General features: G+C 72.6%; 18 protein-coding genes and 1 pseudogene. 17 read left to right on the top strand and 2 right to left on the bottom strand.

Translation table 11 applies throughout. The annotated features are described in order from the left end of the window. Nucleotides 1-240 precede the first annotated feature (240 nt). Nucleotides 241-3,003: a preprotein translocase subunit SecA gene (secA, locus tag ACWDCZ_RS25140; protein WP_049657305.1), complete on the top strand. Its 2,763-nt coding sequence runs from the start codon at nt 241-243 to the stop codon at nt 3,001-3,003. Nucleotides 3,004-3,125: 122 nt separating this feature from the next. Here secA and ACWDCZ_RS25135 read toward each other — a convergent pair whose 3' ends face one another. After that, nucleotides 3,126-3,602 (bottom strand): Rv3235 family protein, encoded by a 477-nt coding sequence (locus tag ACWDCZ_RS25135; RefSeq protein WP_375877380.1) that lies wholly within the window; start codon nt 3,600-3,602, stop codon nt 3,126-3,128. A gap of 334 nt (nt 3,603-3,936) precedes the next feature. Here ACWDCZ_RS25135 and ACWDCZ_RS25130 point away from each other — a divergent pair, with 334 nt between their 5' ends. The 16 genes from ACWDCZ_RS25130 (at nt 3,937) to ACWDCZ_RS25055 (ending at nt 24,062) form a co-directional block, all read left to right on the top strand. Beyond that, nucleotides 3,937-5,052: a patatin-like phospholipase family protein gene (locus ACWDCZ_RS25130; protein ID WP_449817020.1), complete on the top strand. Its 1,116-nt coding sequence runs from the start codon at nt 3,937-3,939 to the stop codon at nt 5,050-5,052. 163 nt (nt 5,053-5,215) lie between these two features. Next, on the top strand, nt 5,216-5,725 hold the full coding sequence (locus ACWDCZ_RS25125) for a DUF6912 family protein (protein WP_049653861.1): 510 nt from the start codon (nt 5,216-5,218) through the stop codon (nt 5,723-5,725). A 47-nt stretch (nt 5,726-5,772) separates the two neighbouring features. After that, nucleotides 5,773-6,429, top strand: coding sequence for an HAD family hydrolase (locus ACWDCZ_RS25120; protein WP_074005011.1), 657 nt, complete (start codon nt 5,773-5,775; stop codon nt 6,427-6,429). A gap of 153 nt (nt 6,430-6,582) precedes the next feature. Next, nucleotides 6,583-8,208: an L-glutamate gamma-semialdehyde dehydrogenase gene (gene pruA, locus ACWDCZ_RS25115; RefSeq protein ID WP_449817027.1), complete on the top strand. Its 1,626-nt coding sequence runs from the start codon at nt 6,583-6,585 to the stop codon at nt 8,206-8,208. A 284-nt stretch (nt 8,209-8,492) separates the two neighbouring features. After that, the gene (locus tag ACWDCZ_RS25110) at nt 8,493-13,439 is read left to right on the top strand and encodes an NAD-glutamate dehydrogenase (protein WP_416874806.1); all 4,947 of its coding nucleotides are present in this window, start codon (nt 8,493-8,495) and stop codon (nt 13,437-13,439) included. Nucleotides 13,440-13,906: 467 nt separating this feature from the next. Next, the gene (locus tag ACWDCZ_RS25105) at nt 13,907-15,190 is read left to right on the top strand and encodes a histidine kinase (RefSeq protein ID WP_049653847.1); all 1,284 of its coding nucleotides are present in this window, start codon (nt 13,907-13,909) and stop codon (nt 15,188-15,190) included. Next, a complete protein-coding gene (locus ACWDCZ_RS25100) occupies nt 15,187-15,588 on the top strand; it encodes a roadblock/LC7 domain-containing protein (protein ID WP_049653846.1) in 402 nt (133 codons plus the stop codon). The genes ACWDCZ_RS25105 and ACWDCZ_RS25100 overlap by 4 nt, the downstream gene beginning before the upstream one ends. Further along, nucleotides 15,585-15,959: a DUF742 domain-containing protein gene (locus ACWDCZ_RS25095; RefSeq protein WP_049653843.1), complete on the top strand. Its 375-nt coding sequence runs from the start codon at nt 15,585-15,587 to the stop codon at nt 15,957-15,959. The genes ACWDCZ_RS25100 and ACWDCZ_RS25095 overlap by 4 nt, the downstream gene beginning before the upstream one ends. Then, nucleotides 15,934-16,524: a GTP-binding protein gene (locus ACWDCZ_RS25090; RefSeq protein WP_074005013.1), complete on the top strand. Its 591-nt coding sequence runs from the start codon at nt 15,934-15,936 to the stop codon at nt 16,522-16,524. The genes ACWDCZ_RS25095 and ACWDCZ_RS25090 overlap by 26 nt, the downstream gene beginning before the upstream one ends. 90 nt (nt 16,525-16,614) lie before the next feature. After that, entirely contained in the window at nt 16,615-18,000 is a 1,386-nt protein-coding gene (locus tag ACWDCZ_RS25085) for a cytochrome P450 (RefSeq protein ID WP_396276422.1), read from the top strand. Between the two features lie 296 nt (nt 18,001-18,296). Next, entirely contained in the window at nt 18,297-19,568 is a 1,272-nt protein-coding gene (locus tag ACWDCZ_RS25080; RefSeq protein WP_449817026.1) for a cytochrome P450, read from the top strand. Further along, nucleotides 19,565-20,539 (top strand): enoyl-CoA hydratase-related protein, encoded by a 975-nt coding sequence (locus ACWDCZ_RS25075; RefSeq protein WP_449817019.1) that lies wholly within the window; start codon nt 19,565-19,567, stop codon nt 20,537-20,539. The genes ACWDCZ_RS25080 and ACWDCZ_RS25075 overlap by 4 nt, the downstream gene beginning before the upstream one ends. 122 nt (nt 20,540-20,661) lie before the next feature. After that, a complete protein-coding gene (locus tag ACWDCZ_RS25070; protein WP_449817018.1) occupies nt 20,662-21,468 on the top strand; it encodes a hypothetical protein in 807 nt (268 codons plus the stop codon). Nucleotides 21,469-21,539: 71 nt separating this feature from the next. Continuing rightward, nucleotides 21,540-22,373 carry a hypothetical protein gene (locus ACWDCZ_RS25065; protein ID WP_449817017.1) on the top strand — a complete coding sequence of 278 codons (834 nt, stop codon included), beginning with the start codon at nt 21,540-21,542 and terminating at the stop codon, nt 22,371-22,373. Between the two features lie 121 nt (nt 22,374-22,494). Continuing rightward, nucleotides 22,495-23,127, top strand: a complete 633-nt coding sequence (locus ACWDCZ_RS25060; protein ID WP_387968022.1) for an RNA polymerase sigma factor — start codon at nt 22,495-22,497, stop codon at nt 23,125-23,127. Next, complete coding sequence (locus tag ACWDCZ_RS25055) at nt 23,124-24,062, top strand: CU044_5270 family protein (protein ID WP_449817016.1); 939 nt, start codon at nt 23,124-23,126, stop codon at nt 24,060-24,062. The genes ACWDCZ_RS25060 and ACWDCZ_RS25055 overlap by 4 nt, the downstream gene beginning before the upstream one ends. Nucleotides 24,063-24,104: 42 nt before the next feature. Here ACWDCZ_RS25055 and ACWDCZ_RS25050 read toward each other — a convergent pair. After that, nucleotides 24,105-24,287 (bottom strand): annotated as a pseudogene (locus tag ACWDCZ_RS25050) (hypothetical protein); the annotation flags it as partial.

Below are 24,287 nucleotides of genomic sequence, written 5' to 3'. Positions count from 1 at the left end.
CCAGGGGAGGAAGGCGGGCATCCGATTATTCGCCCGCCTTGGCGTCCAACTCCACGACCCGCCGACCGTTTTGTCCCGGTGGACGGTGCTATCGGGCCATGTGCTCGCCAGGGTGACACGGGAATACCGTGCTGACGCACCTCCCGGGGGGTTGGACTCCTCGCATACGATGGCCCGTGCGGTGGGGTGGACCCGCCGTGCAGTCGTCCAGTGCCAATACAGGCAAGGAGCCCGCTCATCGTGTCCGTCTTCGACAAGATCCTGCGCGCCGGCGAGGGCAAGATCCTTCGCAAGCTGCAGCGGATTGCCGCCCAGGTCAACTCCATCGAAGAGGACTTCGTCAACCTCACCGACGCCGAGCTGCGCGCACTGACCGACGAGTACAAGCAGCGGCTCGCGGACGGCGAGACCCTGGACGACATCCTCCCCGAGGCGTTCGCCACCGTCCGTGAGGCCGCCAAGCGCGTGCTCGGCCAGCGGCACTACGACGTCCAGCTCATGGGCGGCGCCGCGCTGCACCACGGGTACGTCGCCGAGATGCGCACCGGTGAGGGCAAGACCCTCGTCGGCACGCTGCCCGCGTACCTGAACGCGCTGACGGGCAAGGGCGTCCACCTGATCACCGTCAACGACTACCTCGCCGAGCGCGACTCGGAGTGGATGGGCCGGGTGCACCGCTTCCTCGGCCTCGAAGTCGGCGTGATCCTGGCCAACATGACGCCCGCCGAGCGCAAGCGCCAGTACGGGATGGACATCACGTACGGCACGAACAACGAGTTCGGCTTCGACTACCTGCGCGACAACATGGCCTGGTCGCAGGACGAACTCGTCCAGCGCGGCCACTACTTCGCGGTCGTCGACGAGGTCGACTCGATCCTGATCGACGAGGCCCGTACCCCGCTGATCATCTCCGGCCCGGCCGACCAGGCGACCAAGTGGTACGCCGACTTCTCCAAGCTGGTCCTGCGCCTGAAGATCGACCGGGACTACGAGGTCGACGAGAAGAAGCGCACGGTCGGCATCCTGGAGGAGGGCGTCAGCCGGGTCGAGGACTACCTGGGCATCGACAACCTCTACGAGTCGGTGAACACCCCGCTGGTCGGCTTCCTGAACAACGCCATCAAGGCGAAGGAGCTGTACAAGCGGGACAAGGACTACGTCGTGATGAACGGCGAGGTCATGATCGTCGACGAGCACACGGGCCGCATCCTGGCCGGCCGCCGCTACAACGAGGGCATGCACCAGGCGATCGAGGCCAAGGAGGGGGTGGAGGTCCAGAACGAGAACCAGACCCTGGCCACCATCACCCTGCAGAACTTCTTCCGCCTGTACGACAAGCTCGCGGGCATGACCGGTACCGGCACCACCGAGGCCGCCGAGTTCCACCAGATCTACAAGCTCGGCGTGGTGCCGATCCCGACCAACAAGACGCCGCTGCGCATCGACCAGCCCGACCTGATCTACAAGTCGGAGCCGGCCAAGTTCGCCGCCGTGGTCGAGGACATCGCCGAGAAGCACGAGAAGGGCCAGCCGGTGCTGGTCGGCACCGTGTCGGTCGAGAAGTCCGAGTACCTGTCGCAGGAGCTGCGCAAGCGCGGCATCCCGCACGAGGTGCTGAACGCCAAGCACCACGAGCGCGAGGCGCAGATCGTCGCGCAGGCCGGCCGCAAGGGCGCCGTCACCGTCGCCACCAACATGGCCGGCCGAGGCACCGACATCATGCTGGGCGGCAACTCCGACCACCTCGCGGCGGCCGAGCTGGCGCAGCGCGGGCTCACCCCGACGGACACCCCGGAGGAGTACGAGGCCGCCTTCCCGGCCGCGCTGGAGAAGGCCAAGGCCTCGGTGAAGGCCGAGCAGGACGAGGTCAAGGAGGCCGGCGGCCTCTACGTCCTCGGCACCGAGCGGCACGAGTCCCGCCGGATCGACAACCAGCTGCGCGGCCGCTCCGGCCGTCAGGGCGACCCGGGCGAGTCCCGCTTCTACCTGTCGCTGGGCGACGACCTGATGCGCCTGTTCAAGGCCGGCATGGTCGAGCGCGTGCTCTCGATGGCCAACGTCCCCGAGGACGTGCCGATCGAGTCCAAGATGGTCACCCGCGCCATCGCCTCCGCGCAGACCCAGGTCGAGCAGCAGAACTTCGAGATCCGCAAGAACGTCCTCAAGTACGACGAGGTGCTCAACCGCCAGCGCGAGGTCATCTACGGCGAGCGCCGCCGGGTGCTGGAGGGCGAGGACCTCCAGGAGCAGGTCGGCCACTTCATGGACGACACCGTCGAGGCGTACGTCCGCGCGGCCACCGGCGAGGGCTTCGAGGACGACTGGGACCTGGACAAGCTCTGGACCGCGCTCAAGCAGCTCTACCCGGTCACCCTGGACCTGGAGGAGCTGGAGGAGGAGGCCGGCGGCCCGGCCGGGCTGACCCCCGAGTTCCTGATCAAGTCCGTCCAGGAGGACATCCAGGGCCAGTACGGCGCCCGCGAGGACCAGCTGGGCGCGGAGATCATGCGCGAGCTGGAGCGCCGGGTCGTGCTGTCGGTGCTGGACCGCCGCTGGCGCGAGCACCTCTACGAGATGGACTACCTCCAGGAGGGCATCGGCCTGCGGGCCATGGCGCAGCGCGACCCGCTGGTCGAGTACCAGCGCGAGGGCTTCGACATGTTCACCGCGATGATGGAGGGCATCAAGGAGGAGTCCGTCGGCTACCTGTTCAACCTGGAGGTCCAGGTCGAGCAGCAGGTCGAGGAGGTCCCGGTCGAGGACGCCCAGGTGGCGCTCGACAAGCTGGAGAAGGACGCCGCCCGCCCGGAGATCAAGGCCAAGGGCCTGGAGGCCCCGAAGCCGCAGCGGCTGCACTACACGGCCCCCTCGGACGAGGTCGGCGGCGGTGTCATCGAGGGCGACTTCGACGACCTCGCGCCGGAGGACGAGGGCGACGGGATGACCCGCGCCGAGCGCCGCAAGGCCGCCAAGTCGGCCAAGGGCCGCCGCCGCAAGGGCTGAGCCGGCCGCCGGCCACCAGCCAGGACGCCACGCAGGGCGCCGTTCCCGGACCGGGACGGCGCCCTGCGCCGTTCCGTACCACCGGGCGTGTGGTCCGTACCGGCGGGTGTGCGGCGGGGCGTTCACCGGGCCTCCACGGCGGTGCACTGCCACTGCCCGGCGGGGCCGCGCTGCTCCAGCCGGAAGGCCACCATGTGGTGGCGCCGGCCGAGGTCGACCCGCACGCAGGCCTCGACCGCGTCGGGTGAGGGCGAGCGGTCGTGCACCGGGCCGAGCCGGGGCCGGTCGGCGGGGCCGCCGCGGCGCAGCGCGCCGGCCCGGACCAGCGAGGCGAGCTGCCCGTAGCCGTCCAGGCTGGTGTGCCGCATCAGCTGGCCGGAGGGCCGGGCGCCGGTGAGCACCTCGACCAGCTGGCGGGCGAACCGGGCGGCCAAGGCTCCGGAGCCCGGCCCGGCGTTCGGCCCCGAGCCCGGCCCGGGGGCGCCGGTGCAGGCGGCGCGCGGGTGGCGCGGGCGGCGGCCGGCCGGCTCGCAGCCGCCGGCGTCACGCGGACGGCGGTACGGGCGGGCGGCGGGGTGGGCGCTGTACCGGACGGTCACGGGGTGGCTCCTCGGCTGGGTGGTGCGGGTACGGACGGGTCCAGGCTGGGGGCGTCCCGCGCGGGGCGGCAACGGGTTTCCGGGGCGGCCGGGACGGGTCGCCGAATTCACCTATCCGGGGGAACCGGCCTGTGCGGCGCCGGGCCGGAGGGGCCGTCCGACGGCGCCCGGTTGACGTGCGGGGACGGGCCGTACGGTCCAAAAGGGGACGCTCCGGCTGGGCGGACCGGGTGGCGGCGCCCGGCCTCCGCATTGCGCCGTACGGGCGCGGCGCGCACCATCGGAGCCTGACCGGGAGCGGACCGCCGGGCTCCCACGACGAGGGACGGCCGGTATGACGACACGGGTGGCGGCCCCGGCGGCCGCGGGCACCGCCCCGCCTGCCGGCGAAGGCGTGCCGCGGTACGGCGTGGTGCTGGGCGGCGGCGGGATGCTCGGCGCGGCCTGGACGGTCGGCGCGCTGTGCGCCGTCGAGGAGGCCACCGGGCGGCAGCCGGGCGGGGCCGACGTCCTGCTGGGCACCTCGGCGGGTGCGATCCTCGCCGCGATGCTGGCCGGCGGCGTCCGCCCCGAGCAGCTGCGCGACCACCAGCGCGGCCTGCCGATCACCGAGGGGCCGCTGGCCGGGACGGCCTTCGACTACGACACCGCCGTCGGCGGCGCGCTGCCGCCCCGCCCCCGGGCCGGGATCGGCTCGCCCGGCCTGCTGCGGGACGCCGTCCGGCACCCGCGCGAGTACCCGCTGCTGACCATGGTCTCGGCGATCGCGCCGCACGGCCGCGGCTCGCTGGCGCCGGTCGGCGAGCTGGTGCGCGGCCTGCTCGGCGACGGCGGAGGGCCGGAGCCCGGCGGCGGGGGATCGCCGCTGCGGGTGGTGGCCGTGGACTACCGCAGCGGCCGCCGGGTGGTCTTCGGCGACCCGGACGCCCCGGCCGTCCCGGTGCCCGACGCCGTGATGGCCTCCTGCGCGATCCCCGGCTGGTTCGCGCCGGTGCGGCTGGACGGCTCGGCGTACGTGGACGGCGGCTGCTGGTCCGCCACCAACGCCGACCTGATGCTCGGCCGGGGGCTGGACGAGGTGTACGTGCTGGCCCCGATGGCCCTGCGGCTGGACCCGAGGCCGGGGCGGGCCGGGCGGCGGGGCCGGGAGGACCGGAAGGGGCAGGACGGCCGGCGCGGGAGCGACACCCTGGCCGCCCTGCGCGAGTGGCGCGCCCGGGACCGTCCGCGCGGCGTGCTCGCCCAGCTGGTGAGCCGCTACCGCCACGCCGTCACCCGGCAGCTGCTGCGCGAGGCCGCCCTGCTGCGGGCCGAGGGCGTCCGGGTGCGGCTGCTCGCGCCGACCCTGGCGGACCTCGCGGTGATGGGCCCGAACATGATGGACCCGGCCCGCCGCGGCGCCGTCCTGGAGAGCGCCCTGCGCACCAGCCGGGAGGCGCTCCGGGCCTAGCGCGGGCCCGGCACGGGCACCGCCCGGCCCCAGCCGGCCCCGGCCGCGGGCGCCCGCCCCCGGACCAGGGGTGATCACGGGCGGCCCGGCGGCGCTTATTCTTGGGGCGCTGGAGACTGTGCTGCTGGACGAACCCCGCTGGACGAACCGGAGAGTGCCCCCGATGCGCGTGTACGTGCCCACCACCCTGGCCGGCCTGGCGGCGGCGCACGAGGGCGGCGCCCTGGACCAGTCCGCCGCGTACGCGGTGACGCCCGCGCTGCGCGAGTGGTACGTCAGCGACGACCTGGAGGAGCTGGAGTACGCGGCGCTGAACCGGGCCGCCCAGTCCTCGCTGCGGCTGCTGGCCGCCGACCCGGGGGCCCCGCGCCGCCGGGTGGTGGTGGCGCTGGACGTGGCGGACGGGTCGGTGCGGCCGTTCCCCGGCGACGAGTACCAGGACCAGGCCTCGCTCGGCCGGGTGGTGCTGGCCGGCCCGGTGCGGCTGGCCAAGGCGGCCGCGGTGCACGCCGACGTGTCCGACGACGAGGTGGTCACGGACGTCGCGGCGGCGGTGGCGGCGGTGGCCGCGGCCGACGCCGGCGACCAGGACGCCCAGTTCACCGTGGACGGCGCCGAAGACCACGACCTGCTCTGGTTCGCGACCCAGGAGATCCCCTCCCTGCTCGGGTGAGTTCCGCCCTACCGGCGTGTCACCCGGCCGGGTTACCGTTTCACCCCGTGCGCACTCACATCGTTTGGGACTGGAACGGCACGCTCTTCCACGACATGGAGGCCGTGCTCGGGGCGAGCAACGCCGCGTTCGCGACCATCGGCGTCGGGCCGATGACGCTCCAGGAGTACCGCGAGCAGTACGAGATCCCGATCCCCCGCTTCTACCAGCGCCTGCTCGGCCGGACGCCCTCCGCGGAGGAGTGGCTGAGGCTCGACGACGCGTTCCACGACCGCTACCGGGAGCTCAGCCCGTCCTGCGGGCTGACCGAGGGCGTGCGCGAGCTGTTGGACGGCTGGCGGGAGGCCGGGAACAGCCAGTCGCTGCTGTCGATGTACGAGCACGACAAGCTGGTGCCGCTGGTCGACACCTTCGGCCTGAGCAGCGGTTTCCTGCGGGTGGACGGCCGCAGCGGCCCGTCCGGCGGCCAGAAGGCGGAGCACCTGACCCGGCACCTGGCCGCGCTGGGCGAGCGGGTGGACCCGGCCCGTACGGTGCTGATCGGCGACGCCGCGGACGACGCCCTGGCGGCGCTGGGCGCGGGCGCCCACGCGGTGCTCTACACCGGCGGTTCGCACACCCGGGAGAAGCTGGAGCCGGTCGGCGTCCCGGTGGTGGACAGCCTGGCCGAGGCGGTCGAGCTGGCGGGCCGGATCACGGGCTGAACCCCGGGCCCGTCCGGAAGGGGCGGGACGGGATACCGGCGGACGTGGCGGGCGCCACGTCCGCCGTCCGCGTGTCTGAGCGGGCGGATCGCGCCCCGGCTGGTCAGGCTGGTGTCACACCCGACCAGCCCCAGGACGGAGCCCGCCATGCCCATCGACGCAGTCACCGAGGTGCCGGTCCCGGTCAACGAGCCGGTGCGGGCGTACGCGCCCGGCAGCCCGGAGCGGGACCGGCTGGTGCGGCGGCTGGACGCCCTGGCGGCCGAGCAGGTCCCGCTGCCGATGACGATCGGCGGCGAGCAGCGCTTCGGCGGCGGCGAGCGGATCGAGGTGGTGCAGCCGCACCACCACGCCGCCAAGCTGGGCGTGCTCGGCAACGCCACCCGGGAGGACGCCCGGGCGGCGGTGGACGCGGCGCTGGCCGCCGGCCGGCAGTGGCGCTCGCTCTCCTTCGACGACCGCGCGGCGGTCTTCCTGCGCGCCGCCGACCTGTTGGCCGGGCCCTGGCGGGAGACGCTCAACGCGGCCACCATGCTCGGCCAGTCCAAGACCGCGCAGCAGGCGGAGATCGACTCGGCGTGCGAGCTGATCGACTTCTGGCGGTTCAACGTGGGGTTCGCCCGGCAGATCCTGGCGGACCAGCCGATCTCCTCGCCCGGCGTGTGGAACCGCACCGACCACCGCCCGCTGGAAGGTTTCGTCTACGCGGTCACCCCGTTCAACTTCACCGCGATCGCCGGCAACCTGCCGACCGCCCCCGCGCTGATGGGCAACACCGTGGTCTGGAAGCCCGCGCCGACCCAGACCCTGGCCGCGTACCACCTGATGCGGCTGCTGGAGGCGGCCGGCCTGCCGCCCGGGGTGATCAACCTGGTGACCGGCGACGGCCTCCAGGTCTCCCCGGTGGTGCTCGCCGACCCGGCGTTCGCGGGGCTGCACTTCACCGGCTCCACCGCCACCTTCCGCTCCCTGTGGCAGACCGTCGGCGCCAACATCGGCGGCTACCGCACGTACCCGAGGATCGTCGGCGAGACCGGCGGCAAGGACTTCCTGCTGGCCCACCGCTCGGCCGACCCGGAGATCCTGAAGACCGCGCTGATCCGCGGCGCCTTCGAGTACCAGGGCCAGAAGTGCTCGGCGCTCTCCCGCGCCTACCTGCCGCGCAGCCTCTGGCAGCGGATCAAGGACGACTTCCTGGCCGAGGTGGACGCGCTCGCGGTGGGCGACGTGACCGACCTGTCCAACTTCATGGGCGCCCTGATCGACCGGCGCGCCTTCGAGAAGAACCGGGACGCCATCGATCGGGCGAAGGCCGATCCGACGATCGAACTGGCGGCCGGAGGACAGTACGACGACGCGATCGGCTGGTTCGTCCGGCCGACCGTGCTGGTCTCCTCCGACCACCGGGGCGAGATCTTCCGGACCGAGTACTTCGGCCCGATCCTCGCCGTCCACGTCTACGAGGACTCCCGCTGGGACGACGTGCTGCGCCGGGTCGACGCCGGCGCCCCGTACGGCCTGACCGGCTCGGTGATCGCGCAGGATCGTTACGCCATCGCCCAGGCGGTCGAGGAGCTGCGGTTCACCGCGGGGAACTTCTACATCAACGACAAGCCGACCGGCGCGGTGGTCGGCCAGCAGCCCTTCGGCGGCGGCCGGGCCTCCGGCACCAACGACAAGGCGGGCGCCGCGCAGAACCTGCTGCGCTGGACCTCGGCCCGGTCGATCAAGGAGACCTTCGTCCCGCCGACCCACCACGGCCACCCGCACATGGGCTGAGAGTGAACACCAGGCTCCGGTTTGGACATGCTGTCCAGGACGGACCCGACTTCCTGCGGGTTTGCGCCGACCTGTCCCTGTCCACCTTCGATTGATCCGGTTAGGCTGGCTGGCGTCGTCGGGTGGCTGCAGGACGAACGGAACGTCCTACCCGCTGGGAGGGCGTTTCATGCGTGCCATGAGCCCCTTTCAGTCGGATGGTGCGGCAGGATTGCGGTGACCCGTCGGTGTACATCCACACACCACCGAGTCACGCAACGGCGCGCGACAGGAGCCAAGAAGTCATGCAGACCAAGCTGGACGCAGCCAAGGCCGAACTGCTCAAGAAGGCAGCCGCAGCCGCTGAGAACAGCCAGGTGGGGGGAGCGGCGCCGGGGGAGGGTCTGAGCAACGGCGCTCTGACCGCGTACCTGCACCACTACTACCTCCACACCGCGCCCGACGACCTGGTCGACAGAGACCCGGTCGACGTGTACGGCGCGGCCGCCTCCCACTACCGCCTGGGCCTCAAGCGCCCGCAGGGCACCGCCGAGGTGCGGGTCCACACCCCCTCGGTCGAGGAGAACGGCTGGTCCTGCGGCCACACCGTGGTCGAGGTCGTCACGGACGACATGCCCTTCCTGGTCGACTCCGTCACCAACGAGCTGTCCCGCCAGGACCGCGCGATCCACGTCGTGATCCACCCCCAGCTGGTCGTCCGCCGCGACATCACCGGCAAGCTGCTGGAGATCCTGGACGTCGACGCCTGCTCCCGCAGCCAGGCCGCCGGCACCGAGTGGCCCGCCGACGCGACCGTCGAGTCGTGGATGCACATCGAGGTCGACCGCGAGACCGACCGCGAGGACCTGCGCGCCATCGAGGCCGACCTGCGCCGCGTGCTCGGCGACGTCCGCGAGGTCGTCGAGGACTGGGGCAAGATGCGCGAGAGCGCGCTGCGCCTGGCCGACGAGCTGGCCGAGGAGCCCCCGGCCGGCCTGCCCGAGCAGGAGGTCGGCGAGGCCTGGGAGCTGATGCGCTGGCTCGCCGACGACCACTTCACCTTCCTCGGCTACCGCGAGTACGACCTGGTCGAGCACGAGGGCGAGGAGGTCCTCAAGGCCGTCGCCGGGACCGGCCTCGGCATCCTGCGCTCCGACCCGCACAGCCACGACGACGCCCACCACGCCGTCAGCGAGGCCTTCGGCCGGCTCTCCGCGCCGGTGCGCGCCAAGGCCCACGAGAAGAAGCTGCTCGTCCTGACCAAGGCCAACAGCCGGTCCACCGTGCACCGCCCGGCCTACCTGGACTACGTCGGCGTGAAGAAGTTCAACGCCGCCGGCGAGCCGGTCGGCGAGCGCCGCTTCCTCGGCCTGTTCTCCTCCGCCGCCTACACCGAGTCGGTCACCCGCATCCCGGTCGTGCGCCGCAAGGTCCAGGAGGTGCTGGAGGACTCCGGCTTCTCCAGCGAGAGCCACGACGGCCGCGACTTGCTCCAGATCATGGAGACCTTCCCGCGGGACGAGATCTTCCAGACCCCGGCCTCCGAGCTGCTCTCCATCGCGACGAGCGTGCTCTACCTCCAGGAGCGCCGCAAGCTGCGGCTGTTCCTGCGCCAGGACGAGTACGGGCGCTACTTCTCGGCGTTCATCTACCTGCCGCGCGACCGCTACACCACGCGCATCCGGCTGCTGATCACCGACATCCTCAAGGAGGAGCTGAACGGCGCCACCATCGACTACACGGTGTACGCCACCGAGTCGGTGCTGACCCGTCTGCACTTCGTCGTCCGGGTCGCCCCGGGCACCGCGCTGCCGCACCTCAGCGACACGGACATCGAGCGGATCGAGAACCGGCTGGCCGAGGCCGCCCGGTTCTGGATGGACGGCTTCCACGACCAGCTGCACACCGAGCTGGGCGAGGAGCGGGCCGCCGAGCTCGGCCACAAGTACGCCAACGCCTTCCCCGACGGCTACCGCGCCGACTTCCCGCCGCGCACCGCCGTCGCCGACATCAAGCAGATCGAGTCGCTGCACGGCGAGGGCGACTTCCGCCTGAACCTGTACCAGCCGGTCGGCGCCGGCGACGACGAGCGCCGCTTCAAGATCTACCGGGTCGGCGGCCCGATCTCGCTGACCGAGGTCCTGCCGGTGCTCCAGCGCCTGGGCGTCGAGGTGCTGGACGAGCACCCGTACGCGCTGCGCCGCTCCGACGGCAGCACCGCGTGGGTCTACGACTTCGGCCTGAAGCTGCGCGAGGCCACCGAGCTCACCGACGAGGCCCGCGAGCGCTTCCAGGAGACCTTCGCCGCCACCTGGACCGGCAAGGCCGAGAACGACGGCTTCAACGAGCTGGTGCTGACCGCCGGGCTGACCTGGCGCCAGGCGATGATGCTGCGCGCGTACGCCAAGTACCTGCGCCAGGCGGGCTCCACGTTCTCCCAGGACTACATGGAGGACGCGCTCCGCAACAACACCCACTCCACCCGGCTGCTGGTCAACCTGTTCGAGGCCCGGCTGAGCCCGAGCCACCGCGCGGGCGCCCTGGAGCTGACCGAGGGCATCCTGGAGGAGCTGTCCGGCGCCCTCGACGAGGTCGTCTCGCTGGACGAGGACCGCATCCTGCGCTCCTTCCTGAACCTCATCAAGGCCACCCTGCGGACGAACTTCTTCCAGCACGCCGCCTCCGGCGAGTGGCACTCCTACGTGTCGATGAAGTTCGACCCGAAGGCCATCCCGGACCTGCCGGCCCCGCGCCCGGCGTTCGAGATCTGGGTCTACTCGCCGCAGGTCGAGGGCGTCCACCTGCGCTTCGGCAAGGTCGCCCGCGGCGGTCTGCGCTGGTCCGACCGGCGCGAGGACTTCCGCACCGAGATCCTGGGCCTGGTCAAGGCGCAGATGGTCAAGAACACCGTCATCGTCCCGGTCGGCGCCAAGGGCGGCTTCGTCGCCAAGCAGCTGCCGGACCCGGCGGTCGACCGCGACGCCTGGCTGGCCGAGGGCGTCTCCTCGTACAAGACCTTCATCTCGGCGCTGCTCGACATCACCGACAACCTGGTCGGCGGCGAGGTCGTGCACCCGGCCGACGTGGTCCGCCACGACGAGGACGACACCTACCTGGTCGTCGCCGCCGACAAGGGCACCGCGACCTTCTCGGACATCGCCAACGGCGTCGCCGAGTCCTACGGCTTCTGGCTGGGCGACGCGTTCGCCTCCGGCGGCTCGGCCGGCTACGACCACAAGGGCATGGGCATCACCGCCCGCGGCGCCTGGGAGTCGGTCAAGCGCAACTTCCGCGAGCTCGGCGTCGACACCCAGACCGAGGACTTCACCGTCATCGGCATCGGCGACATGTCCGGCGACGTCTTCGGCAACGGCATGCTGCTCAGCGAACACATCCGCCTGGTCGCCGCCTTCGACCACCGCCACATCTTCCTGGACCCGAACCCGGAGGCGGCCTCCTCGTACGCCGAGCGCCGCCGCCTGTTCGAGCTGCCGCGCAGCTCCTGGGACGACTACGACCGGTCGCTGATCTCGGCCGGCGGCGGGGTCTTCCCGCGCAGCGCCAAGTCGATCCAGCTGACCCCGCAGGTCCGCGCCGCCCTCGGCGTGTCGGCGACCAAGCTGACCCCGGCCGAGCTGATGCGGGCCGTCCTCCAGGCCCCGGTCGACCTGTTCTGGAACGGCGGCATCGGCACCTACGTCAAGGCCTCCACCGAGACCAACGCCGAGGTGGGCGACAAGTCCAACGACGCCATCCGGGTCAACGGCGAGCAGGTCCGGGCCCGGGTCATCGGCGAGGGCGGCAACCTCGGCTGCACCCAGCTCGGCCGCATCGAGTACGCGGCCACCGGCGGCCCGGAGGGCACCGGCGGCTGGATCGACACCGACGCGATCGACAACTCGGCCGGTGTGGACACCTCGGACCACGAGGTCAACATCAAGATCCTGCTCAACCAGGTGGTCGCCGAGGGCGACATGACGGTCAAGCAGCGCAACGTCCTGCTGGCCGAGATGACCGACGAGGTCGGCCACCTGGTGCTGCGCAACAACTACGCGCAGAACGTGGTGCTGGCCAACGCCGTCGCCCAGGCGCACAGCATGGTCAACGTGCACGCCCGGATGATCAGCCGCTTCGAGTCGGCCGGGCAGCTGGACCGCGGGCTGGAGTTCCTGCCCGCCGAGCGCCAGATCCGTGAGCGCCAGCAGAACGGCCGCGGCCTCTCGCAGCCCGAGATGTCCGTCCTGCTCGCCTACACCAAGATCATCCTGGCCGAGGAGCTGCTGGCCACCGAGCTGCCGGACGACCCGTTCTTCCGCACCTCGCTGCACGAGTACTTCCCGACCGCGCTGCGGGCGAGGTTCGCCGACGCGATCGACAACCACGCGCTGCGCCGCGAGATCATCACCACGCTGATCGTCAACGACACGATCAACCGCGGTGGCTGCACCTTCGCCTTCCGCCTGAAGGAGGAGACCGGCGCGACCTACGAGGAGATCGCCCGGACGCACACCGCCGCGCGGGCCGTCTTCGACCTGGAGCCGATCTGGGCCGAGATCGAGGACCTGGACAACAAGGTCCCGGCCCGGGTGCAGACCAAGATGCGGCTGCACTCGCGGCGCCTGGTCGAGCGCGCCACCCGGTGGATGCTCAACAACCGCCGCCAGCCGCTCGACATCGCCGGCACCATCGAGTTCTTCCACGACCGGGTCAACCAGGTCTGGGCGTCGCTGCCCAAGCCGCTCCGCGGCGAGGACCTGACCTGGTTCGAGTCGATCTACGGCGAGCTCGCCGCGGCCGGGGTGCCGGAGGAGCTGGCCACCCGGATCGCCGGCCTCTCCTCGGTCTTCCCGACCCTGGACGTCGCCGAGGTCGCGGACCGCTCCGGCAAGGACGTCGCCGAGGTCGCCGACCTCTACTACGACCTGGGCGACCGGCTCCAGATCTCGCACCTGCTCGACCGCATCATCGAGCTGCCCCGCACCGACCGCTGGTCGTCGATGGCCCGGGCCGCGATCCGCGAGGACCTCTTCGCGGCGCACGCGGCGCTGACCGCCGACATCCTGGCCTGCGGCCCCGAGGGCGCCACCCCGGAGGAGCGGTACACCGCCTGGGCCGAGCTCAACGCGACCCTGCTGAACCGCGCCAAGAGCACCCTCGACGACATAAGGGGTTCGGACAACTACGAGCTGTCCAGCCTCTCGGTCGCGATGCGCGTCATCCGCACCCTGCTGCGCACCGGTTCGATGCGCTGACGGACGGCTGTACCGGAGGGGCCCGCGTCCACGGACGCGGGCCCCTTCCGCATGTCCGGCCGCCCGCCCGGAGGGCCGTCCGACGGTCCTCCGGAGAAGTCGTCCGGAGGGCCGTCCTGAGGTTCGTCAATTCCGGAGCGTGACAGCGGAATCACGCTGCGCGCGAATCGAAGTGTGGTCGGGATGTGTCCCTATGGTTAACGCGGCGTCACGAATGCCGCCATTTCTTGTCAGAGTTCCCAGCAAGTCGTGGAATTTCGCCCCAACTGCCCTTTTTGCTATCTGTTCTGACATGGCATGAGGTGCAGTAGGCTGACTCCGCGATAGGCGTCGCCGCAGGTCTCGTACCGGAACGCACTTCGATGTGGTGTGACATCGGGTGCCTTTCGGAGAGGTTCAGGCCGCCAGTCCCATTCGCGTTCCGGGGCCCGGACCGGCCCCACGCGATGCCACCTGAAGAGAGTTTCATGACGTCATTTGTGCAGGAACCCTTTTTCTGGGTCTTCATCGTGGTGATGCTCGTATCCGTCGGAGCGGCCCTCCAGGCCCGCCGGACGAACCTCGCCCTGCGACGGCGCAACGCCTCGCTGGAGGAGGAGAGCGCCCTGGCACAGCGGCAGCGCGAGGAACTCGCCGTGCTGCACGACCGCCTGCAGGGCCAGCACGCCTCCGAGCTGACGGCCGTCCGCCGGGACGCCGAGGAGGACACCAAGGCCGTCCTCAAGGCGGCGATGCGGACGCTGCAGGGCTTGGCCGACGAGCAGCAGATCGTCATCGACAAGGTGCAGCGGAAGTACGGCGACAGCCCGCAGATCCTCGCCGACCTGATGACGATCGACCACACCAACAGCCAGTTCGGCCGGCGTGCCCAGGGCATCGCGGTGCTCTGCGGCGGCTGGCTGGGCCGCCGTGAGAGCGTCGCCTCGGTCTTCGACGTGGTCCGCAGCGCCCAGGGCCGGATCCGGCACTTCGACCGGGTGCGGATCCACTCCCGGGTCAGCGTCTCGCTCGCCAGCAAGGTCGTCGAGCCGGTCGCCGTCGTGCTGTCCGAGCTGCTCGCCAACGCGACCAACTACTCCGCCCCGGACACCCCGGTGGAGGTCAGCGTCCAGGCCGTCCCCACCGGCGTCTGCCTGATCATCGACGACGCCGGCCTCGGCATGGGCCAGGAGGAGAAGGACCGCGCGTCGCTGCTCCTGAACCCGGGCGCGCCGATCAGCCTCACCAGCCTGGGCAACCCCCCGAAGTTCGGCTTCGCCGTCTCCGGCATGCTGGCCGCCCGCTACGGCTTCCGGGTCTCCGTCGACTCCGTCTCCCCGTACGGGGGCGTGCGGGCCGTGGTGCTGCTGCCGGCCGAGCTGCTCAGCAGCGAGGTCGCGGCCCCGCCCGTCGCCGAGCACACCGACTACCCCGACTACCAGGCCGCGCCGGTGGAGCAGCCCGCGCAGGCCTGGGCGCCGGGTGCCGGCCAGCGGCTCGTGTCGCTGTCCGAGCCGACGGCGCCCCTGGCCCCGGTGCCGACGCCGTACGCGGCGACGGCGGGACCGGAGACGACCGCGGACGGACTGCTGCCCCGGCGCCGCCGCCAGCGTCCCGTGTCGGTCGTCCCCACCCCGCAGGAGCCCGGTCCCGGTCGGGCCGAGGATCCGCGGGGCACCGGCCAGTACACGCCGTCCCGCCTCGGCGCGTTCCAGCGCGGCACGCTGTCCGGGCGCAACACCATGACCACGGAAGGAACCGAGATCCAGTGAGCCGCGATCTTTCCTGGGTGCTCAACGACGTACTCCAGGTACCGGGCGCCCGGCACGCTATCCTCGTCTCCGCCGACGGCCTCCTGCTCGAACGGTCCAGCGAGATCGGCCGTGACGAGGCGGAGACCAACGCCGCCGCGATGAGCTCGATGCAGTCGCTGAGCCGCGCGGTCGCCCCGTTCGTCGGCGGCGGCGCCGGGGTCTGGCGCCAGACCCTCCTGGAGTACGACCACGGCTGGATCTTCCTGATCGCGGCCGGCAGCGGCGCGTACCTGGCCGCCTCCACCGCCCCCGACGTCGACATGGAGGCGATGTCCTTCCGGATGCAGCAGCAGGTGGGCGCGCTCGGACGGGCGATGTCGGCGGCGCCGCGCCAGAGCACGCTCAGCGGCTCATGACGACCGGCGGCGAGGAACAGCGGGTCTCCGGCGGCTTCATCCGCTCCTACGTCATCACCGGTGGGCGCGCGTTACCGAGTGCGGACGACCTGTCTCTGATCACCCTGGTCACCATCGCGCCCGAGCAGGACCTCCCCGCGCTGCCGAGCCCGGAGACCCGGGCGATCTGGGAGCTGTGCTCCGGCGGCTACCTCTCGGTGGCCGAGGTCGCGGCCAGGCTGGAGCTGCCGGTGGGGGTCGTGAGGCTGCTGCTGACGGACCTGATCCGTGAGGGGCGGCTGCTGCGGCGGTCGGCCCCGCCCCCGGCCCAGGCCCCGGACCCGAGACTTCTAGAGAAGGTACTGCATGGACTTCAACGCCGGTTCGCCTGAGGACATCTACGTCCCGGGCGCGGTGACGACCGCTGTCAAGATCCTGGTCGTGGGGCACTTCGCGGTCGGCAAGACGACGCTCATCGGGGCCCTGTCGGAGATCGCCCCGCTGAGCACCGAGGAGAGCATGACGCAGGCGTCCATCCGCGTCGACGACCTCCGCGGGGCGCCGGACAAGAAGACCACGACCGTCGCCCTGGACTTCGGTCGGCTGACGCTCGGCGACGACCTGGTGCTGTACCTGTTCGGCACGCCGGGCCAGCAGCGGTTCATGCAGCTCTGGGAGGACATGGCGCGGGGGGCGCTGGGGGCGCTGCTGCTGGCCGACCCGACCCGCCTCGCGGACACCTTCCCCGTCATCGACCTGATCGAGCAGTACGGCCTGGAGTACGCGGTCGCGGTCAACAGCTTCGACCGGGAGAGCGGGTACACCGAGGACCAGCTGCGCGAGGCGCTCGACCTGCTGCCGCACACGCCGGTGGTGTTCTGCGACGCGCGGGACCAGCGCTCCTCGGCCAACGCCCTGCTGACGCTCGTCCGGCACCTGCTCGACCGCGCCTCCTGACCTCCCCACGGCTCCTCCCTCCCCCACGCCTTCCTCCCCTCACGTCTCCCGGGTCCGCACCCGCCCGGGGCCTCCTCCAAGGAACGACCCATGGAATCTCTGCAGCGACCCGTACCGCAGTCGCCTCCGCCGGGCTGCCCGATGCACGCCGGCGTGAGCACGCCGCTCTACGGGGAGATGTTCTCGGCCGACCCCGGCGCGGTCTACGACAAGCTGCGCGCCAACGGCCCGGCCGCGCCGGTGGAGTTGGCGCCGGGGGTGGACGCCACCCTGGTCACCTCGCACGAGGCCGCGCTGCGGGTGCTGCAGAACCCGGGCATGTTCGCCCGGGACTCGCGGCGCTGGGCGGCGCTGAACGAGGGCCGGGTGCCGATGGACAGCCCCGTCCTGCCGATGATGTTCTACCGGCCCAACTGCCTCTTCACGGACGGCGCCGAGCACCTGCGGCTGCGCAAGGCCGTCACCGAGAGCCTGGACCGGCTCAACGACAACCGGCTCAACCGGCACGTCGAGCGGATCGCCGGCTACCTGATCGACCAGTTCAGCGCGCTGGGCCGGGCCGACCTGCTCAACGACTACGCCAAGCTGCTGCCGCTGCTGCTGTTCAACCAGCTGTTCGGCTGCCCGGCCGACATCGGCGACCGGCTGACCCGCAGCATGTCCGCGCTCTTCGACGGCCTCGACGTGATCCAGGCCAACGAGGAGCTGACCTCCTGCCTGATGGACCTGGTCGCGCTGAAGCGCCGCCAGCCGGGCGACGACATCACCTCCTGGCTCATCCAGCACCCGGCCGGGCTGCGGGACGAGGAGCTCAAGGACCAGCTGGTCATGCTGATGGGCGCCGGCGTCGAGCCCGAGCGCAACCTCATCGGCAACGCGCTGCTCCTGCTGCTGTCCGGCGAGGGCGGTGCCGGACTGCGCATCGAGGACGCCCTCGACGACGTGCTGTGGAACAACCCGCCGATCGCCAACTACGCGACGCACTACCCGATGCAGGACCTCAACCTGGGCGGCGTCCCGATGGACGCCGGCAGCCCGGTGGTGATCAGCTTCGCCGCCGCCAACAGCGACCCGGTGCTGACCGACGCCCGACTGACCCTCAGCAAGGGGGCCCACCTGGCCTGGGGCGCCGGCCCGCACGCCTGCCCGGCCAAGTCCCCGGCCCAGCTGATCGCCCTGAGCGCGATCGAGTGCCTGCTCAACGCGCTCCCGGACGTCACGCTCGCGGTGCCCGCGGAGAGCGTCGAGTGGCGGCCGGGCCCGTTCCAGCGCGGCCTGGTCTCGCTGCCGGTGCGGTTCAGCCCGGTGGCCGCCCGCACCGCGGGGCCGGCCGTGGGCGCGGACACCGCCCCCGCCCCCGCGCCCGCGCAGGCCGCCGCCGAGCAGGTGCAGGCGTACCCGCAGGCCGCCGGTCCGGCCCGGGCCCCGCAGAAGAAGGGCTGGTGGAGCTCCTTCCTGGACGTCTTCCGGGTCTGAGGCGTCCCGGGCTCCGGGCTCCCCGGCCCGACCCGCCGTCGTGGGCCGTCCGGCTACTGGCCGTTCGGTCACGGGCCGTTCGGCCACCGGCTGTTCGGTCACGGGCCGTCCGGTCACGGGCCGTTCGGGTACCAGCCGTTCGGTCACCGGACGTTCGGTCACCGCGAGGTGAACGGCGTGCGACGACGGTGCAGTACGTGACGGGGGCAACACGGATCGACGCTTGAGCGCGCTGGTGCTGGGTAGTACGCCGCCGTACTGCCCGCCCGCGTGTTGAAGGAGCCCGTGTGACCGCCATGTTGGAAGCCCGCCCCGCGGAGTCGGAGCACCCTGACGGCAGGGTCGACCGCCGTGCCGCCGTCCCGCTGCTGCGGAGGCTGCGGTCGGCCGAGGGGCTCGCCGACCCGAGCCCGGTCTACGACGGGCTGCGGGCGCTCGGGGACCTCGTCCCGGCGCCCTGGGGCGGCTACCTGGTCACCGGTTACGAGGCCTGCGACCAGGTCCTGCGCGGCAGGACCTGGCTCGTCCCCGACTTCGCCTGGCAAGAGCGGCAGACCGGGACGGAGCGCTGGGAGGCCGTCGCCACCCAGGAGATGAGCCGCACCCTCTCCCGCCTCAACGCCCCCGAGCACACCCGGCAGCGGCGCAGCCTCGGCAGCCTCTTCGACCGCAACACCCTCCGGGACATGACGCCGCGGATCGAGGCCGACGCCACCGAACTGCTCGACCGCCTGGCCGAGCGAATACAGGCGGACGGCGAGGCGGACTTCGCCTCCGTGGTCAGCGAGCAGCTGCCGATCGGCACCATCGGGCGCTGGCTGGACATCCCCCGCGCGGACTACCCGCACATCCTGACGATGACCCACAACCAGGTGCACGCCCAGGAACTGCTGCCCACCAAGAGCCAGCTGGCGGTCTCCGAGCAGGCCACCATGGACCTTCGCGAGTACTTCACCCGGCTCGTCCGGGAACGCCGCGACAACGACGGCGACGACGTGATCGCCGGCTGGATCCGCACCTGGGACGCGCTGGAGTCCGACCCCGAGGCCACCGACCGGATGGTCTACCAGCTCACCATGTTCGTCACCATCGCCTCGCTGGAGACCACGGCGACGCTGCTCTCCTCGCTGGTGTGGCAGCTGCTGCGGTCGCCCGGGACGTGGGAGTGGCTGCGGGAGCGGCCCGAGCACATCGACGAGGCGATCGACGAGGCGCTGCGCTACGACCCGCCGATCCGCGTCAACAGCCGCGTCGCGGGCGAGGACACCGTGCTGGCCGGAACGTTCCTCCCCAAGGACACCATGGTCCACGTGATGTACGGCGCGGCCAACCGCGACCCGCGACGCAACCCGGACCCGCACGCCTTCGACCCGCTCCGCCGGGGCACCCACCTCACCTTCGGCGGCGGCGCCCACTACTGCCTCGGCGCGGGCCTGGCCCGGCTGGAGGCGCGGGCCCTGATCGGCCAACTGCTGGAGCGCTTCCCGACGCTGCGGGCGGTGAGCCAGCCGGAGCACGCGCCCCGGATGGTCTTCCACCGGGTGACGTCCCTGAGAGTGTCCGCATGAACGTCTCCCCGCAGGCTCCCCAGTACCCCCCGTACGCGATGCAGCCGCCGCCGTACGTCCCGCACCCCTCGACGACGACCGGCTGGTACCCGCCGGCCCCGCAGTCGGCGCCGGTCCCGCAGTCCCCGCCGGTCCCCGAAGGCGCTCCCGCTCCCGAAGGCGCTCCGGTTCCCGAAGCCGCGGTGGTCCCCGAACCCGCGCCCGCCCGTACGGTCCGTTCCGAGCTCCGGGGCGCGGTGCTCCACGTCGAGCTGGACAGCCCGGGGACGGGGAACGCCGTCACCTCGGCCATGCTGGACGAACTCCTCGCCCTCCTCGCCGTCCCCGACCCGGCCGTGCGGGTGATCGTGCTCTCCGCGGCCGGCCGCGACTTCTGCCTCGGCGGCGACCGCGACGAACTCCTCGCGGGCCTGGACGAGGACCCGACCGGCGGCCGCATACGGGCCTACGGGGACAAGGCCCGCCGGGTCTGCGACGCCCTCGTCAACAGCCCCGCCGTCACCATCGCCCGGGTCCAGGGCCGGGCGACCGGTGCCGGCTTCGCCCTGGCGCTCGCCTGCGACCTGCGGGCCGGCGCCGACAACGCCGTCTTCCGGCTGCCCGAACTGGCCCTGGGCCTGCCCGTGGCATGGGGCGGCCTGCTGCCCCGGCTGCTGCACGAGGTCGGCGCGGCCCGGGTCCGCGAGATCATCCTGACCGGCCGCCCGGTCGGCGCGGTGGAGGCGCGGGAGCTCGCCATCCTGCAGCGCGTCGTCCCCGAGCAGGAGCTGGACGAGGCGGTGGCCGAGTGGGCCCGCCCCATCACGCGCCGCTCCGAGGCCGCCCTGCGGGTCACCAAGACGCTGCTCGCCTCCCACGCGTCCGCGACCCGGTTGGCCGACGCCGCCGTGCTGGACTCCGAGCTGATGGCCTCCGTCCTGGCCGCCGCCCACTACACCCGGAGCCTGGCCGACCGGGGGCCGGCCTCCTGACCGGTGCGTGTGCGAAGGGGCCCGCGTCCTCGGACCCGGGCCCCTTCCACGCGTGGGGGAGCCGGTTGTCGATCGTGCCCGCACGTTCGCTACCGTGTGCGGTCGACGAAGGAGAGATGATCATGGTGGGGACGACGCGCGGCGGGCGCGTGGCCGGGGCCGTACTGACGACGGCGCTGGTCATGGCCGGAGCGGCGGCCTGCGGGGGAGACGGGGGCGGCGCTGCCGAGGCGGCGGCCAGTACACCGCCGCAGCCGTTCGGCGCCGCCGGCTACCGCGGGCTCCAGCTCTCGATGACCAAGGAGGAGGCGCTCACCTCCGGAGCCCTGGAGCCGTCGCCGGTCTCGCTGCTCAACGGCTGCACCGACTACGCGTACAAGGGCGGCCCGGCGCCGGACCCGGTCCGGATGGCGGCCGAGGCGGAGGTCCGTACGAAGGCCGACAAGGCCCTGGCCAGGATCGACGAGATCAAGGCGGCCAGGAAGCCGCTCGCGTCCCCGCCGTCCGGGGCCTCGTCGAAGGAGCTGCAGGAGTACCTCGCGGGCCTTCGGGAGCAACTCGACCAGACCGAGGCGGGGCGGCGGGAGATGGCCGTGCTCTACAAGGACCTGGACCTCCTCGGGCCCGCCCGCAAGAACCGGGACCAGGCCTTCCTGACCACCGGCCGGGTCAACTTCGGCACCGAGGGCCTGCGCCAGCTGGTCGCCCCGGCGGGCGCCCGCACCGCCGAGGGCATCGGCGCCGGCTCGACGGAGGAGGAGCTCAAGCACGCCTACGAGGGCAGGGACCTCAAGCCGATCAAGGAGGGCGGTTACGAACTCCCGTCCGAGAGCGGCAGCGGCGGCCCGGACTGGTTCTACGAGTTCACCATGGCCGACGGCAAGGTCGCCGGGCTCGCCCTGGTGAAGCACAACACCTACTGCGCCTGAGAAACCGGTTGTGGATCGTGGCCGCACCCTCGGTACGGTGACCCTCGAAAGATCATGTGGGGGTTTGTGACATGGGGAAGAACCGGGCCACGGTCCGCGCGGTGGGCGTGGGCATCTCGGTAGTACTGCTGGCCGCCTCGGCGGCGGCCTGCTCGTCCGACGACAAGAAGGACTCGGCGAAGGCCGGGGGCGCCGCCGCGGCACCCTCGGCGGCGCCCACGACGAAGGGCCCGGAGGCCTTCGCGGCGGCCGGGTACCAGGGGATCAAGCCGGGCATGGCCAAGGACGCCGCGCTGGCCACCGGCGCCCTGGAGGCGTCACCGGTCTCGCTGCTCGGCGGCTGCACGGACTTCGTCTACAAGGGCGGACCGGCGCCGGACCAGGCCCGGATGGCCGCCGAGGCGGCCACCGAGGCCCGCTACAAGGACCTCAGCGCCAAGGCCGACGCGGCCAGTGGGAAGGCGCCCGCCCCGGCGGGCACCCTGCCGCCGAACGCCTCCGCCAAGGACGCGGCGGCCGCCGCCGCGGGCTCCGCCGCCGGGGCCAAGGACTCGGCCGCCGCCGCCAAGCTGATCGCCGACTCGACGATGGCCCTGGTCGACCTGAGGGTGGCGCAGGAGGCCAAGGACAAGGCGTACCTGACCACCGGCCGGGTCTCCTTCGCGGAGGCGGGCCTGCGCGAGCTGGCCGCCCCGGCGGAGGCGAGGACGGCCGAGGGCATCGGCGCCGGCTCCACCCTGGAGGCGCTCCAGCAGGCGTACGGCGCCAAGGGCCTCCAGCAGGACAAGAGCGGCAGGTACGTGCTGCCGGTCGAGGGGCAGCCGGGCTGGCAGTACGAGTTCACGGTGGACGCCGGGAAGGTCGCCGGGATGGCCGCGGTGAACCGCGACATCAAGTGCGCCTGACCATCTGATCGTCCGACCGGTCGACGAGGGCCCCGCCGAACCGTCCGGTTCGGCGGGGCCCTCTGCCGTGCTCTGCCGTGCTCCGGCGGGAACCCGGCGGCCCGTGCGGACAGGTGGGGGTGTGGAACTGTCACAGCGGGCGCGATTGAGGAGCGGCGACCAGTGGGCGTTCGGGGAGCTGTTCGATGAGACGGCGGACGATCTGTACCGGTACGCGGTGCGGGTGGTGGGGGACCGGGCCGTGGCGGAGGACGTCGTCCAGCTGACGTTCCTCGAAGCGTGGCGCCTGCGCGGCAGGCTGCGGGAGGACGACGGGCCGGTGCGGCCCTGGCTGTTCGGGATAGCCGCCCAGGTCCTGCGCAACACGACCCGGGCGGCCCGGCGGCACCGGGCGGCGCTGGCGCGGCTGCCCGAGCGGGGCGTCCTGCCGGACTTCGCCGAGGAGTTGGCCGGGCGGCTCGACGACGACGCCCGGCTCGCCGCCGTCCGGCGGGCGCTGGGCGGGCTGCGGAAGGCGGAGCGCGAGGTGTTCGGCCTCTGCGTCCTGGCGGGCCTGGACTACGTGAGCGCGGCCGAGGCACTCGGGGTGCCGATCGGCACGGTGCGCTCCCGGCTCTCGCGCGCCCGCACCAAGCTGCGCGCGCTGGTGGACGAGGAGCTCCGGGGCGGGCGGGAACCCGCTCCGGACACCGGACAGGTACGGGGTGGCCGCACCGAAGCGGCCAGGTCGACGACACCGGGGAGGACCCGATGAGTCCGATGAATCCGATGAACGAGGACGAACTGCTGCCACCGCCCACGGGACCGGGGCTCCCCGCCGACCGCCGGCGGCAGCTGCGGGGGCATCTGATGAGCGAGTTCGCGCGCGGGCCGGCGGCCGCGCCCCGGCGGAAGCGGCTCGGCTGGGTGGCCCTGCCCGCGCTGGCGGGCGGCCTGGCGCTGTCCCTGGTGCTGGTCGGCGGGCCGACCGAGCGGGGCGCCGACCCCACGCGGCCGGTCGCGGCCGTGGTCCTGGACCGCGCGGCGCGGGCCGTCGAACAGCAGCCCGCCCCGGCGGCGCGCGGGGACCAGTTCGTCTACGTGAAGAGCCTGGACAACTGGGCGAAGTCGGAGGGCGAGGCGCCGCAGACCCGGGAGCTCTGGACGTCCGTTGACGGCAGCAAGCGGGGACTGCTGCTCGTGGACGGGCACCTGCCGAACCCCGGAGGAAGCGACGAGCACGGGGAGGCCGAACCCGTGCCGAACGCCGGGAGGTTCGGCAGCTACGCCTACGTCGCCGCCCTGCCGACCGACCCGGATGCGCTGCTGGCCAGGATCCACGCGGACACCGAAGGCCACGGGCCCGGCCCCGACGAGGAGGCGTTCAGGACCGTCGGCGACCTCCTGCGCGACCAGATCGCCCCACCGGCCGTCAGCGCTGCGCTCTACCGGGCGGCCGCGAAGATCCCCGGCGTCAGGGTGATCGACTCGGTGACCGACGCGGCAGGCCGCCCCGGCATCGCGGTCGCGCGCCGGGACAGCGGTGCGAGGGCCGAGGTTCAGTGGATCTTCGACAGCACCGACTACACCTACCTCGGCGAGCGCAGCGTCGCCGTCACCGACGGCGCGACCTTCAGGAAGGGCGACATCACCAGCCAGATGGCCGTCCTCGCCCGCGCCGTCGTCGACCAGCCCGGCACCCGTCCCTGAGGAGAGGCGCGCTTCTGCAGGCGGCGATGGTGCGATGGAGGGTCAGCCGCCGACCGCCACGGCGGACGGCGACTGCCACCCCCGTAGGGCGGCGCGGGCGCGGGCGACGCCTCCGGGGGTGGCGGGCGCGCCGGTGCCGACGGCGACGGTTCTCGTGCCGAGGCCCGCGCAGGCGCGGCAGATGCCGGGGCGGGGCACCGGGTCGTGGCAGCGGCCGCACTCGGC

The organism is Kitasatospora sp. NPDC001225, from assembly GCF_053597855.1.
This window is presented reverse-complemented; position numbering and strand designations above follow the sequence as displayed.